Genomic DNA, 13,409 nt, shown 5'->3' on the forward strand with positions numbered 1-13,409 from the left:
AGACCGCATAACGCCAGGGATGGCGTGTAGTAGGGCAACGCAGGAGCAGTTTGCCGAGGACGCCGTAAATACGTCCCTGTAGGCTTGGCGGCAGCATCCCTGCTGCCGACACCTGCTCTCTAAAAGCCCTGTCCCATCTTAAGTGTGTAGCCCTTAAAACACACTCTCTTATGACAGTTACTATTAAAACTACTTGTCCTTATTGCGGCGTTGGCTGCGGTGTTAATGCGACGGTTGACGACGTAACCCGCACTGTTAAAATTCAAGGTGATAAAGCGCATCCCGCCAATTATGGTCGTTTATGTTCTAAAGGTTCAGCGCTAGGGGAAACGGTGGGTTTAGCCGAGCGTTTACTTACGCCTAAAGCGTATGGCCAAGACACCGATTGGGACACTGCATTATCTTTAGTGGCACGTACGTTTAACGATACTATTAAGCGTTACGGCAAACATTCAGTCGCTATTTATGGCTCGGGTCAATTACTGACTGAAGACTATTATGTCGCAAACAAGCTAATGAAAGGCTTCATTGGTAATGCCAATTTAGACACTAATAGCCGTTTGTGCATGTCATCATCGGTTGCAGGGCATAAACGCGCATTTGGTTCTGACACGGTGCCTGGGTGTTACGAAGATTTTGAATACGCCGATATGATAGTGTTAATTGGCTCGAATACGGCCTGGTGTCATCCGGTGAGTTTCCAACGCATTCGCGCCGCGAAAGAAGCTAACCCTAACTTAAAAGTCGTTGTTATCGATCCGCGCCGTACAGCGACGTGTGACATAGCCGATTTACATTTACCGCTTGCTTCGGGTAGCGACACTGTATTGTTTAATGGCTTATTTGCTTTTCTTGAGGTGAATGGTTTATTAAATCACGGATATATTGCCGAGCATACCGAGGGCTTTTCTGGCGCAATAACCACCGCTAAAGCACATGCCGACTTAATGCACATTAGCGAACGTTGTTTATTAAACCCTGACGACATTATCTTGTTTTATCGTTGGTTTGCGCACACTGAAAAAGTGATGAGTTTATACAGTCAAGGGGTTAATCAATCGACGGCTGGAACTGACAAAGTCAACGCCATCATCAATTGTCATTTAGCGACAGGACGTATTGGCAAGCCAGGTATGGGGCCATTTTCGTTGACAGGACAACCTAATGCTATGGGGGGTAGAGAAGTCGGTGGGTTAGCGCATCAACTCGCTGCGCACATGGATTTTAGCAATAAAGAAGATGTCGAGCGGGTCGCGAGATTTTGGCAAACAGACAGCATTGCCGATGCCGGTGGCTTACCGGCGGTGAGTTTATTTGATGCCGTGTACGACGGTTCGGTAAAAGCGGTGTGGATTATGGGCACTAATCCAGTCGTTAGTTTGCCCAATGCCGATAAAGTCAAACAAGCGCTTAAGCATTGCCCATTTGTCGTTGTTTCGGACTGTATTGCCCAAACGGACACCACGGCGTTAGCGCATGTATTACTACCGGCACAGGGCTGGAGCGAAAAAAATGGTACCGTGACTAACTCTGAGCGCCGCATTTCACGCCAACGTAGTCTGTTTAAGCCCGCTGGCCAAGCTAAGCCGGATTGGTGGATTATGGCTCAAGTTGCCCAGCGCATGGGGTATAAGGATGCGTTTAATTATCAAAGTGCTGCGCAAATCTTTCGAGAACACGCGGCGTTATCCGGTTTTGAGAATAACCGAGAGCAGGGCTTACGGGATTTTGATATTTCAGGCTTGGCTACGCTTAATGATGTTGACTATGATGCATTAACACCTATGCAATGGCCTATTAACGCCGACAATCCGACCGGTAAAGCCCGTTTTTTTGCCGATGGCGGTTATTATACGGCTAGCGGTAAAGCGCAATTTATTGCGATTAAACCCACCGCGCCGATTCATAGCCCCTCTAACGACTATCCGTTAATTTTAAACACCGGGCGTATCCGCGACCAATGGCATACGATGACGCGCACGGCGTTAGCCGCCAAGCTTAACCAACATAAGCCAGAGCCATTTGTCGAAGTTCATCCCAATGATGGTCAGCGTTACGGCTTAGTCGAGCAAGGCTTAGCGAAGCTGACGACTACCTGGGGAAGTATGTATGCGCGTGTGCATATCACGAGCACACAAAAAAATCGGTAATGTTTTCGTACCTATGCATTGGACTGAGCAAACTGCTAGTTTTAGTCGCATGGGAGCGTTAGTGAATCCGGTTGTTGACCCTATATCTAAACAGCCGGAATGTAAGCATACGCCAGTGCGCATTGAGGCCTTTAAGCCGGTATGGCAAGGCTTTATTATAAGCCGTCACGCTTTACCGCCATTGACAGAGGACTATTGGGTTAAGATAAAAGGAGAAGATTATTATCGCTATGAATTAGCGGGTAATACCGCTGTTTCGGATTGGTCAGCATGGCTTAAACAGCGTGTGAATGCCCCTAACCAGTCATGGCAGGAATACCAAGATGTAGCGACTGGCTTATATCGTGCTGCACAGTTTCATGAAGGTGACGTCATGACGATTGCTTTTATCAGCGAGCGAGGTCAGTTACCGGAACGAGCATGGTTATGTAGCTTGTTTAGCAAAACCCACACAACACAAGAGGAACGGCGCGGGTTATTAACAGGTAAACCGCCCAAAGACACCCCTGATACCGGTGCTGTAATTTGTGCTTGTTTTAATGTCGGCGAAAAAACCATCCGCCAAGCGATTAAAGACTTAGGGTTAAAATCACATTTAGACGTTGGACAATGCTTAAAAGCCGGTACCAATTGTGGTTCGTGTATATCGGAGATTAAGGATTTACTGGCGGGTGTTGAGTAAGCGTGATATTTCTGAAGGTGTAGACTAGCGAGATTAAGAATTAAAGCCGAGACAGACAAAACGCGCCCTTTTTAAAATCGTCCCGCATTAAATTAAACGTTCTTTCCGATTGGTGCAAAGCTTTATCAATGAGGTCGGGAAAAATATCGCAAGTATAAGAAAAAACCGCAGTGGGCTTTACACACTCCGGTAATAATCCAGGTTTACTATCGCCGCCGCACGAGATAATGACATCTCGCTGTGTTTCGCTGACGATAACTTGGGGATTTGCGATTATGAGAAAAACATTATTCTTATCGGTATTGATGGCGGCAGCTTTTACGCCGTCTGCACAAGCAACAGAATTAACCGCGTTTGCGTTAATGCCTGCAAATACGTTTGCCATAGGCCCTACATCTGGTCAATTTGCCGGTACAGGTGCTGGCGGTAATACATTACCTTTACAACATAAACAACCGGTGCAAGGTATTTCTGCAATTTTGCGCGGCCCTACCCATGATTCATTCTATATCATGTCGGATAACGGTTTTGGTGCTAAAACAAACTCGGCAGACACAATCTTGCGTGTTTATGCCGTTAAACCCGAATTTAAAACCTGGGATGGCAGCGCAGTTACGGGTTCAGGTGAAGTGAAGCCGGTTAATTTCGTTACCGGTTCGGTTTTGTCATCGTTTGATAAAACCAGTTTTATCAATCTACGCGACCCAGCAAGTGTTATCGGTTTTACTACCGTTGCCGAGCAAACGACTTATCCAAACGGCACTAATGATATTGCTGTTGCTAAAAGCATTAAAAACAGGCATTTGTTAACAGGTGCTGACCTTGATGTTGAGTCTTTCCGCAAAGATAAAAACGGTCATTTTTGGTTTGGTGATGAATTTGGCCCTTTCTTAGTAGAAACGAATAAAACCGGCAAAGTCTTACGTGCTGAAATTCATACGCCGAATATCGTACCAACAGGCTCTACAGCGACAGGCGATGAAGTCATGTCGCCACAAAACCCGTATTTAGGTACCAATACTGCCAACTTAGGCCAGTCGCGCGGCTATGAAGGTATGGCGATTAATCCGGCGGGCAATAAACTTTATACGTTATTAGAAGGTACGGTAGTTGGTGATGATGCCATTAATAGTACGGTGAGTAAAAATCTGCGCATTAATGAATTCGATATTAAAACCCGCCAATTTACCGGTAACAATTGGGTTTATGTATTAGAAAATGACGGCACCAATATTGGTGATATGACCGCAATTAACGAGCACCAATTTTTTAGTGTTAGAACGCAATGGAATAACAGCGACTAGCACTACAGGTACACCATTTAAGAAGGTTTTTTTAGTTGATATTGCTAACGTGGCGTCAGGTGGTATTGCGACTAAAACAGAATTAGCCGATTTAATGGCAATTGATGATCCACACGATTTAAATGGTGATGGTAGCACGACGTTTACTTTTCCATTCGTCACTATAGAAAGCGTGTTACCGTTAAACTCAACTACCTTGTTAATCACTAATGACAATAATTATCCGGGGGCAGGTGGTAGAGATTTGAATTCTGATAATAACGAGTTCATTAAAATCCATTTAGATACCGAACTCGATTTAGCGACTTTCGCAAATTAATTTCAGTACTGGAAACACTAACTGAGCTGGGTATCATGGGGTATCCAGCTTGGTTTAATGAACACGCCTGCGTAGGATTGTTAAAGCGAATGTTCAAAAGTTAGCTGCCTACCTCCCCAGAACTCAATACCCCTCTTAATCCTACCGCATCCAATACCCATACGCTTTTACCTTGTACTCGAATTAAGCCTTTACGACTGAGTTGTTGCAAAATCCTTGAAAAACGTTTCTGGTCGTACTGAGAGCCGCGAGGCGAGTATATGCTTAGGTGTTTCTAAGTGTAATTCATAGTCTAATGCTGATAAGTCGGGCGCGGCTTGTAGTAAAAAATGAATCACCCGCATACTGGCGTTTTGTAACGTTAGCCTATCAATCTCTTGTACGGCATTATGCAAACGCCGACTCATATCACCTAATAACCGCAAACATAATCCGGTCGATTGCTGCACTAACTCGCGAAATGCACTCATGTTAATGCTAATCAACTCACTGTCGCTAATGGCTTTGGCGCTTACCGGATAAACGCCCACGTCAGAGAACATGAGTGCTTCAGCAAAGCTTTGGCCGGGTTCTATGATGTCTATGACTTTTTCCTCACCGTTAGGTGATAAGCGATACAGTTGAATCTGTCCGGTGCAAACTAAGAAAAAGGCGTTGATGCTATCACCGAAATGAAATAGATGTTGGTCGGCGCTAACCGTTATAGCTCTGACGGCAGGCGTTAAGCGCGCAAATTGCGTTTCGTCTAATGCTGAAAATAAATAGTGCTCGCGTAACCGGGAGGCGGTTGTTGAAATCATAAAACTCCACTTGATTTACATCAAGGAAAAAAGGTGTTGGCACGACGTATTGTTGTCGTTCCGTTTGAACTTGGCAACCAATGTTTATGATTGAGCCTGTCGCGTTAAAAGATTTTTTCATCATGTTTTTTTCCTCCGCCTTAGTTATTGTGGCTGGGGGAGCTTATGCATTGTTGTATGCATATTGGCGTAAATACCCGCGTAACTGGCTGAGAAACCTGATGTGGTTAAGTTATGGTTTGTTATTAATAGCCGTGGTGTTGCTAACAATGGCGGCGCATTTTTCAGGCTACTGGTTGATATTATCAGTTCTGATGGTGGTTGGTTATTTTTTCGCTCCAATGGGTATTTGGCACTTATGCGTTAAGTCTCATGCCGCATCGGAGCATCATTCTGAATAGGAGTTTATTATGAGCGATACCCCGTTGTGGGCTAGTGAAGCGTTTTGGAAGAAGACCGCTATTTGGGTCACTGCTGGCGCGTTTATTCTGCTGGTGGTGTTAACTTTCGATTCGCTTAAGCAAACCAGCCCAGGCCATAGCCGTGTCCCGGCCTTTGCCGTCATTAATCAAGCGATTGATTACCAATACAAGCCTGAACTGCATAAATCAGTGCCGGTTATTGGTGGCACAGAGTTGTTATTTAACACGACTTACAGTGAAGAAGAAGCGAAAGCCTTAGTGGATTTAGGTAAAAAAACGGTGCAAGCGAAAAACTGCATGAATTGTCATACCTTACTAGGCAATGGTGCTTATTACGCGCCGGATTTAACGAAAGCGTGGTTAGACCAAGGTTGGCTTAACACCGAACAACGCGAGCAGCAAATGTTAGCGTTTTTACAAAATCCTGAGAAAAACGCACGCACGTTCGGCAGTAATCGCAAAATGCCTAATCTAAAAATTACCGAAGACGAGGCCAAAGGCATTATCGCATTTTTAAAATGGATGTCGGGCATAGACACTAACGGATTCCCTTATAACTTTAAAACGCTTTATGCGCAGGAGTAGCGATGAAGGTAGCAGAATACTTAGCAAAAGCACAGGCACAATGGGCTAGATTCAACGCATGGGTGCAATTAGATAGCCAACACTTAACGCCAGGCCAGCAACTGGCCGTGCATTATTTTTCTGTCGCCGTGATTTTATTTTTTGCCCAATTGCTGTTTGGCCTAATAGCCGCAACACAATTTATTTTCCCTGGCTTTTTATACGGCTGGTTAGACTTTAGCGTTAATCGCATGGTACATATCAATGCGATGGTGGTATGGATGTTATACGGTTTTATCGGCTGTATTTATTGGTTGCTAGAAGATGAAAGTGGCACCGATATTGTTGGTTTAAAACTAGGTCGTCTCGCGTTTTGGCTATTGACGGGCGCGGTAACCTTAGTCGTATTAGTGTATTTGCTGGTGCAAATCGGCCCTGGTAAAGATTCTAGCTTGTGGTTGATTAACGAAGGTCGTGAATATATCGAAGCACCGCGTTGGGCCGATATAGGCATTGTCGTGGTTATGCTTATCTTTTTCTATAACGTCGTCGCCACGTTTAGCAAAGGCCGTTGGTCGGGCATCGCGGGCGTGCTGACATTAGATTTAGTCGCGTTGGCCGGTTTATATGTCGCCGGTATGTTTTACATGGTCAATATTACCCATGACCAATATTGGTGGTGGTGGGTGATTCACTTATGGGTAGAAGCAACCTGGGAAGTGTTAGTCGGCGTGATTATGGCTTGGTCGCTGATGAAATTATTAGGCGTTTAAACGTCGTATTGTGCAAACTTGGCTTTATATTGAAGTCGCGTTGATGTTTGGTTCAGGCATTTTAGGGCTAGGCCATCATTATTTTTGGATAGGCACACCGGATTATTGGCTAACCATAGGCGGATTTTTCTCAGCTTTAGAGCCCATTCCATTAGTCGCCATGGTCGTTCATGCTGTTTACGACACCGGCAGTCATGGCTTTAAAAACGGTAATCATCCCGCGTTGGCTTGGGTAATAGCTCATGCGTTTGGTAATTTCTTCGGTGCAGGCGTCTGGGGCTTTATGCACACATTACCACAAATCAACTTGTATACTCACGGTACGCAATGGTCTGCTTCGCATGGGCATTTAGCGTTTTTTGGCGCTTATGCGACGATTAATATCGCGTTTTTCTATTTAGCCATTCAACACTGGCGCGGCAATGTGTGGATGAGCGGCGGCATGACACATCAATGGCGCTGGCAATGGGCAATAGGTTTACTTAACGTTGGCGTGATAGGCATGACGGTGGCATTATTAATCGCAGGTTACGAACAATCGTTTATCGAACGCGCGGTTGAAGGTTCTAGTTGGTCGGGTTATTTCGCCGCACAAAATCATCCCGATTTTCAAAGCGCAATGGTGTGGCGTTGGTTGTTTGGTGTGGTTACGCTAGCTGGTTTAGTGTTATTGATTTGGGATTTGCTGACTATAGGGAAAGGTGAAAGCCGTAAAGCGTTAGCCATTACTGAAGACGTAGCGAGTTCATAACTAGACAGAAAGCACATGGGTTGCATAAGATGATAGCTGTTCACTTATCGCTTATGCCACCTATGTTAATTGCTTTAAACAAACCTTACGATGTCCTTTCCCAATTTACCCCTGAGCTACCTGAGCAGCGAACCCTAGCCGAATGCGGTTTACCGCCTAAGGTCTATCCTATTGGTAGGCTAGATCGTGATTCAGAAGGTTTATTGCTGCTAAGCAATGAATCATCACTCGTCAGCCGGTTGCTTGAGCCTAAAGCCGGTCATCCGCGTGAATACTGGGCACAAGTTGAAGGTATACCCAGCGCTGAAGCTCTTGAACGCTTACAAAGCGGCGACTTAATGTTGCGTGAGCATCGCTGCCTGCCATGTAAAGCTCGTATAGTAGAGCACGAGCCAGAATTACCGCCTAGAACACCGCCGATACGCTTTCGGGCTAATATTCCTACGAGTTGGCTATCCTTAGAACTCACCGAAGGCAAAAACCGCCAAGTTCGCCGCATGACAGCGGCGGTTGGTTATCCTACGTTACGCTTAGTTCGTGTTCGGATAGGGCAATATTATTTAGCTTCGTTAGCGCCTGGGGAGTGGCGAGAATTAAGTGCGCTAGAGCGGGAGCAGGTGTTACGCGTTAATGCAATAGATTGATTATAAATACTTTTTTATATGCTAGTGCGTAGCTTGCAGTGTAAAAACAAAAACGCCTATACTTTTGTATAAACAAACGTATCTACATAGTGAGGGCATCATGACTGTTCAAAAACTCAAAAAATGGGGTAATAGCCCAGCAGTGCGGATTCCCACAGCTATTATGCAATCGGCACAATTAAAATTAGACCAAGCCGTAGAGGTTAGGTCTGAAAATGGTCGCATCATCATCGAGCCAGTGCAGTCAGTTTATACATTGGATGCTTTGCTGGATGGTATTACTGACGGGAATCGGCATGATGAAGTCGATTTTGGTTGCGCACAAGGACAAGAGCAATTGTAATGTCCATAGCTTATACGCCAGATGCGGGCGACATTGTTTGGTTGAACTTCACGCCGCAAACAGGACATGAGCAAGCCGGACGGCGACTAGCGGTGGTTCTCAGCCCGCAGGTGTATAACCATAAAACGGGCTTATTGGTTTGCGTGCCTATCACCCACCAAATCAAAGGCTATCCGTTTGAAGTCGAGATTTTTGGCCCGGAAATTTCCGGCGCAGCATTAGCGGATCAAGTTAAAAGCCTGGATTGGCGCTCTCGGCAAGCCCAATACAAAAGCAAAATAAGCGAAGAAGAAATGCGCAATATCAAAGCCAAAATTGCTGCTCTACTGGCTCTTAAATGATTGCGGTTGCCAACTAAATTCAAATATCTCAATCTGGAATCTTTGGGTTTGGGTTAGTTGCTTATAGATTCTCATCGATTATCTCGTCAAACTATAATAGCTAACCCTCTCCAAATACGACTATTTTTGATTGCACGACTTTGTGTTTGCAAAATACTGCGTAATTATGAAGCGAAAGCCATGATGAATGTATATTTTTTAGGCTTGTTAGCCAGTCTGTTGGCTAATATCGTGTTAGCCAACGAGCCAATATCTTCCGGGGCTACCGTGCTGACCTATAACACAGCCGGTAACGTGTTAGATTATGAATGGGCGCATAGGCAACATCGCTTAGCGGTATTAGTAGAAAATCCACCGCAGCTCGATAAGTTAATCGTATTTGAAGTTAAACCTAATAGCGAACCGATAATACATACATTTAAACCGGCTCAACATCCAAATTGTTTGGCTTGGCTAAAAGACGACAGCGGTTTTTTATTGGCTATTAGCGCAAATACACAGGATGAGACAGCGAGTATCGATGAGCTTTATCGCTATACGTTTAATGAACCGCGTGAACAGCCGGTTTACGCCAATATAGAACGGCAGTTTGCTAATATTTTTGCTATAGACGTCGATGCGGACAGCGATTATTGGGCGCTAGGCTCAGGCGGTGAGGGAGTGACTGATGTCAGTATTTATCAAAACGAACACTTGATATTAAGCACTGACGTTTTTCCAGGTTCAATAAGCTCGGTGTCATGGCAACAGCAACGCTTACTCGTCCTCAGCGACGCTTATTTGGAATATGGCTTAAGCAACAAAGAGCGCCAGCAATACACACAGGTTAATAAGGTCATTGCATCTGGTAGAGATTGGGGCGATGTAAGACTTTATGCTGTTGACGCTAAAACGCGCGCCGCTAAGCTTGATAATAGAACTCCTGACGAGCTAGACACATTAACCCACGCGTCATTTGATAAGCGCTATACCATTGAAATCAGCCAAGACCCTAACCAAGTGACAGTTAAGATTCAGCGGCAGTAGTCATGTTCATGCAATGCGAAATCTAAGGTTTTTCAAGTTTTTTATAGTGACGCAGATTACGCTTTTGGTATATTCTCAGCGTGTAAAGTTGAGCGCTTTACTTTAATAAAAATAAAAATTAACGATTAGCTGGAGAGTGTTGTCATGACGGAATTGTTGTTTGTATTAACGATTATTTTTGTAGCCTATATCATTTATGTGATTATTAATGAGCAAAAGCAAATATTGATGGCGGCAGAATTAAGGGAAAAAACTAAACAAAAAGCCTCGGAGGCTGTAACCGCCAATCGGCCTGTGGCGGAGGTTAAAACAACCCCTGTTGTGCAAGCGGCTCCTAAGCCCAAGCCGCAAGTAGCAACCGCAGAAGTGGCGACAAGTACTCCGGCAGCGGTTGCTAAAGGTAATGTGCGTAATCCGCTAACGGGTGAGATTGCTTCGATAGCAAGTAATTATCGTTTTACTAAACGTTGGATAAAAGAAGCCTTAGTCGCTGAAGGTTTTTTAGATAAGGTTTATAAAAACAATGAGCTAAATGCTGAGGCAGAGGCATTGATAAAAACCGCGTTGGCTAAACTAGAGGCTTTAGACAAATATCAGGTGGGTTAATGGCTAGAAATGTTTGCTGTTGTTCGTCTTGCTATAGGCGGCTACCAACGTAAGGTGGAACAGGGTATTCAGGGTGCAGGACGCCGTAAATACATCCCTGTAGGCTTGATGGCAGCATCCCTGCTGCCAACACATGCACCCTAAATACCCTGTCCCTACTAAAGTGTGTAGCTCTATAGGCGAACAACATCGACTGCTGTTAATCGTCTAAATTAAGCTTTTTGAGGCGATAGCGAAAACGACCTAAATGTCAGCCCTAATTGTTTAGCCGCAGCGGTTTTATTCCACTTATTTTCTTCTAATGCATTAGAAATAGCTTTGCGCTCTATATCTTCGAGGTAGTCTTCTAAACTGCCTTTGCTAGGGTTGTAATCAGGGGCATCTAGGGTGGGGTCAGAAGCTACGGGGGCGTAGGGCAAATTTAAATCGCAGTCATCGATAATATGGCCGTCGTATAACGCTAAGGCACGTTCTAAAATATTCTCTAGCTCCCTAACATTGCCGGGAAAAGGGTAGTTTTGTAATGCCTTAAGTGCTGCGGGTGATAATTTTGGGATGTCAGCGTTTCCATCCGTTAATTTTTCTAACGTGTGATTGACTAAAATAGGGATGTCGGATTTGCGCTCTCTTAACGGGGGAAGATTCAAATCAATCACATTAATGCGGTAATACAAATCTTGTCTAAAACTGCCTTCTTGTACCATTGCCGCCAGATTTCTATGTGTGGCACTGAGTAAGCGAACATTCACCGGAATTTCTTGATGATCGCCGACTGGGCGGATTCTTTTTTCCTGTAATGCGCGTAATAGTTTCACTTGTAAGCTTTGCGGTAAGTCAGCAATTTCATCTAAAAATAACGTGCCACCTTCGGCGGCTTGGAATAAGCCTTTTTTATCGCTGACGGCACCGGTAAAACTGCCTTTTTTGTGACCAAAAAAATTCACTTTCCATCAGCTCATGCGGGATAGCCCCGCAGTTAATCGCGATAAAAGGTTGGTCATGACGAGGGCTTTGTTGGTGAATAAGGCGCGCGACCAATTCTTTACCCGAGCCAGATTCACCGCTAATGTAAACAGGGGCTTGGGTGCGGGCAAGCTTAACGATTTTTGAGCGAATTTCACACATTACCGCCGATTCGCCTAATAATAAATGGCGCATCCGTCTATCTTTAGTCTGCGGCTCAAACCGGTGCGTGGATTTTAACGCGTTGTTGATTAACTGCCGCAGGGCTGCTAAATCGACGGGTTTTGAAATAAAATCAAAAGCGCCTTTTTTCATCGCCATAATGGCGGTATCCATATTGCCATGTGCAGTAATCACCGCGACCGGAATAGGGTTAGGTAAGGCTTGAATCAGGTCAACCAACTCTAAACCGTTGCCGTCCGGTAAACGCATATCGGTTAAGCAAATATCAAAAACGTGTTCAAGCAATAACGCTTTAGCCGTCGCTAAGGTGTCGGCGCTATACGTTTGTATATTCATTCGGTTCAACGTGATGTCGAGTAACTCCCGAATGTCGGGCTCGTCATCGACAATCAAGGCGCTAGGATTTTTCATAGTTCAATTAGATTTTTTTCTGCGTCTAGTAACGAAAGTCGAAAACAACTGTGTTGATTTTCGGTTAAATAATAGCTCAATTTTGCTTGATTTAATTCGGCAAGTTCGCGAGAGATGTACAAACCTAAACCGGTGCCGTTACGTGACGTGGTGAAAAACGGCTCAAATAAATGCTTAAGCGTTTCGGCGCTAATACCAGGGCCATTGTCGATAATTTCTACACAAGGATAGGTTTGTGCGATAAGACTGCGCAGTAAAATAGGCCCGCGTTCAGGTTGTCCATACGTCAATGCGTTTAAGCACAGATTATCGAGTATTTGTTTTAAATGATTAGGGTCTATTGAGACAAATAACGGTTGCTCGATTTGAATCAATAAAAAAGTATGTTCGGGTAAGCTTTGTTCGCTGACAAAATCTTGTAAATACGTCGATAACCACGACTGTAATAAGATATTTTCGCGTCTGGAATCCCGGCGGCGGGATAATTGCAGAATGTCTTCAATAATGCGGTTAACTCGCTGGCAGTGAGTTTGAATAATTGAGGTCAGTCTATAATCTTCAGGCGATAATAAAGGATTTTCCGATAATAACTGACCAGCATGAGAGATGGCGCCTAAGGGATTGCGAATTTCATGGGCAATACTTGCTGTTAATTGTCCTAACGAGGCGAGCTTACCTTGTTGTACACGCTGGTTATACAAGGCCATGTCTTCGAGAATGATTAAATAAATTTGCTCGTAACCAGAAGATAACGACATAAACCGGCTATACACATCAGGGTAATCGGTAAAGTTTAATAACACCGATTCCGGCCAGCCTTGTTGCCGCCAAGTGCTAAATGCATTAGCCAGTTGCGGCGATATATCGTTAAGCGTATTGGGTGGGACGGTTAAGTGAGTCAGCTGCGATGCCGCTTGGTTTAGCAATTGTATTTGCTGGGCTTGGTCAGCGATAATCATGCCAGATTGTAAGTGCTGGATAATATACTGGTTTAAGTCTTCAAGCTTGATAATGGTTTGCTGTTGCTGATTCGCCAATTGCTGGGCTTCTTCGCTACGTTTCGCTAACACATAGGATAAAAAGGCAATCGTAAAAAACGTTAGCCTGTGGTAGTGGCGCTTGTGCGG

The 13,409-nt window shown here is 44.6% G+C and carries 13 protein-coding genes and 2 pseudogenes; 12 read left to right on the plus strand and 3 right to left on the minus strand.

Annotation, left to right across the window (positions count from 1 at the left end; all coding sequences use genetic code 11):
* Positions 1–170 precede the first annotated feature (170 nt).
* The 4 genes from VZ94_RS04240 (at position 171) to VZ94_RS30180 (ending at position 4,455) form a co-directional block, all read left to right on the plus strand.
* A complete protein-coding gene (locus VZ94_RS04240) occupies positions 171–2,150 on the plus strand; it encodes a molybdopterin oxidoreductase family protein (RefSeq protein WP_338040232.1) in 1,980 nt (659 codons plus the stop codon).
* On the plus strand, positions 2,110–2,832 hold the full coding sequence (locus VZ94_RS31590; RefSeq protein WP_338040233.1) for a (2Fe-2S)-binding protein: 723 nt from the start codon (positions 2,110–2,112) through the stop codon (positions 2,830–2,832). The genes VZ94_RS04240 and VZ94_RS31590 overlap by 41 nt, the downstream gene beginning before the upstream one ends.
* A gap of 275 nt (positions 2,833–3,107) precedes the next feature.
* Positions 3,108–4,136, plus strand: a complete 1,029-nt coding sequence (locus VZ94_RS30175; protein ID WP_204369038.1) for an esterase-like activity of phytase family protein — start codon at positions 3,108–3,110, stop codon at positions 4,134–4,136.
* Complete coding sequence (locus VZ94_RS30180; RefSeq protein ID WP_204369039.1) at positions 4,105–4,455, plus strand: hypothetical protein; 351 nt, start codon at positions 4,105–4,107, stop codon at positions 4,453–4,455. Before VZ94_RS30175 ends, VZ94_RS30180 begins: the two co-directional genes overlap by 32 nt.
* A 191-nt stretch (positions 4,456–4,646) precedes the next feature.
* On the opposite strand, the gene VZ94_RS04250 is transcribed toward VZ94_RS30180, so the two are convergent.
* The gene (locus VZ94_RS04250; RefSeq protein ID WP_204369040.1) at positions 4,647–5,255 is read right to left on the minus strand and encodes a Crp/Fnr family transcriptional regulator; all 609 of its coding nucleotides are present in this window, start codon (positions 5,253–5,255) and stop codon (positions 4,647–4,649) included.
* Between the two features lie 86 nt (positions 5,256–5,341).
* Here VZ94_RS04250 and VZ94_RS04255 point away from each other — a divergent pair, with 86 nt between their 5' ends.
* From VZ94_RS04255 to VZ94_RS04290, 8 genes and pseudogenes are all read left to right on the plus strand, one after another.
* The gene (locus VZ94_RS04255) at positions 5,342–5,656 is read left to right on the plus strand and encodes a hypothetical protein (protein WP_045778292.1); all 315 of its coding nucleotides are present in this window, start codon (positions 5,342–5,344) and stop codon (positions 5,654–5,656) included.
* A gap of 9 nt (positions 5,657–5,665) precedes the next feature.
* The gene (locus VZ94_RS04260; protein ID WP_192828596.1) at positions 5,666–6,262 is read left to right on the plus strand and encodes a cytochrome c; all 597 of its coding nucleotides are present in this window, start codon (positions 5,666–5,668) and stop codon (positions 6,260–6,262) included.
* A 2-nt stretch (positions 6,263–6,264) separates the two neighbouring features.
* Positions 6,265–7,765 (plus strand): annotated as a pseudogene (locus VZ94_RS04265) (cbb3-type cytochrome c oxidase subunit I).
* A gap of 62 nt (positions 7,766–7,827) precedes the next feature.
* Entirely contained in the window at positions 7,828–8,409 is a 582-nt protein-coding gene (locus VZ94_RS04270; RefSeq protein ID WP_082081377.1) for a pseudouridine synthase, read from the plus strand.
* 100 nt (positions 8,410–8,509) lie between these two features.
* Entirely contained in the window at positions 8,510–8,752 is a 243-nt protein-coding gene (locus VZ94_RS04275; RefSeq protein WP_045778293.1) for an AbrB/MazE/SpoVT family DNA-binding domain-containing protein, read from the plus strand.
* Positions 8,752–9,093: an endoribonuclease MazF gene (gene mazF / locus VZ94_RS04280; RefSeq protein WP_045778289.1), complete on the plus strand. Its 342-nt coding sequence runs from the start codon at positions 8,752–8,754 to the stop codon at positions 9,091–9,093. Before VZ94_RS04275 ends, mazF begins: the two co-directional genes overlap by 1 nt.
* Before the next feature lie 180 nt (positions 9,094–9,273).
* Complete coding sequence (locus VZ94_RS04285) at positions 9,274–10,119, plus strand: hypothetical protein (RefSeq protein ID WP_131655465.1); 846 nt, start codon at positions 9,274–9,276, stop codon at positions 10,117–10,119.
* A gap of 144 nt (positions 10,120–10,263) precedes the next feature.
* Positions 10,264–10,725 (plus strand): hypothetical protein, encoded by a 462-nt coding sequence (locus VZ94_RS04290; RefSeq protein ID WP_045778291.1) that lies wholly within the window; start codon positions 10,264–10,266, stop codon positions 10,723–10,725.
* 199 nt (positions 10,726–10,924) lie between these two features.
* Here VZ94_RS04290 and VZ94_RS04295 read toward each other — a convergent pair.
* Both VZ94_RS04295 and VZ94_RS04300 read right to left on the minus strand, forming a co-directional pair.
* Positions 10,925–12,282, minus strand: a pseudogene (locus VZ94_RS04295) (sigma-54-dependent transcriptional regulator).
* A partial coding sequence (locus tag VZ94_RS04300) for a sensor histidine kinase (protein WP_045778294.1) occupies positions 12,279–13,409 on the minus strand: 1,131 nt, incomplete at its 5' end. The pseudogene VZ94_RS04295 and the gene VZ94_RS04300, both read right to left, overlap by 4 nt.

This window comes from Methylocucumis oryzae (genome assembly GCF_000963695.1).
GTDB classification, from domain to species: Bacteria; Pseudomonadota; Gammaproteobacteria; order Methylococcales; family Methylomonadaceae; genus Methylovulum; species Methylovulum oryzae.

Coding starts and splice junctions, on each gene's coding strand:
- VZ94_RS04240 (WP_338040232.1), top strand. CDS start 171: ATGACAGTTACTATTAAAACTACTTGTCCTTATTGCGGCGTTGGCTGC.
- VZ94_RS31590 (WP_338040233.1), top strand. CDS start 2,110: ATGCGCGTGTGCATATCACGAGCACACAAAAAAATCGGTAATGTTTTC.
- VZ94_RS30175 (WP_204369038.1), top strand. CDS start 3,108: ATGAGAAAAACATTATTCTTATCGGTATTGATGGCGGCAGCTTTTACG.
- VZ94_RS04250 (WP_204369040.1), bottom strand. CDS start 5,255: ATGATTTCAACAACCGCCTCCCGGTTACGCGAGCACTATTTATTTTCA.
- VZ94_RS04255 (WP_045778292.1), top strand. CDS start 5,342: ATGATTGAGCCTGTCGCGTTAAAAGATTTTTTCATCATGTTTTTTTCC.
- VZ94_RS04260 (WP_192828596.1), top strand. CDS start 5,666: ATGAGCGATACCCCGTTGTGGGCTAGTGAAGCGTTTTGGAAGAAGACC.
- VZ94_RS04270 (WP_082081377.1), top strand. CDS start 7,828: ATGTTAATTGCTTTAAACAAACCTTACGATGTCCTTTCCCAATTTACC.
- VZ94_RS04275 (WP_045778293.1), top strand. CDS start 8,510: ATGACTGTTCAAAAACTCAAAAAATGGGGTAATAGCCCAGCAGTGCGG.
- mazF (WP_045778289.1), top strand. CDS start 8,752: ATGTCCATAGCTTATACGCCAGATGCGGGCGACATTGTTTGGTTGAAC.
- VZ94_RS04285 (WP_131655465.1), top strand. CDS start 9,274: ATGATGAATGTATATTTTTTAGGCTTGTTAGCCAGTCTGTTGGCTAAT.
- VZ94_RS04290 (WP_045778291.1), top strand. CDS start 10,264: ATGACGGAATTGTTGTTTGTATTAACGATTATTTTTGTAGCCTATATC.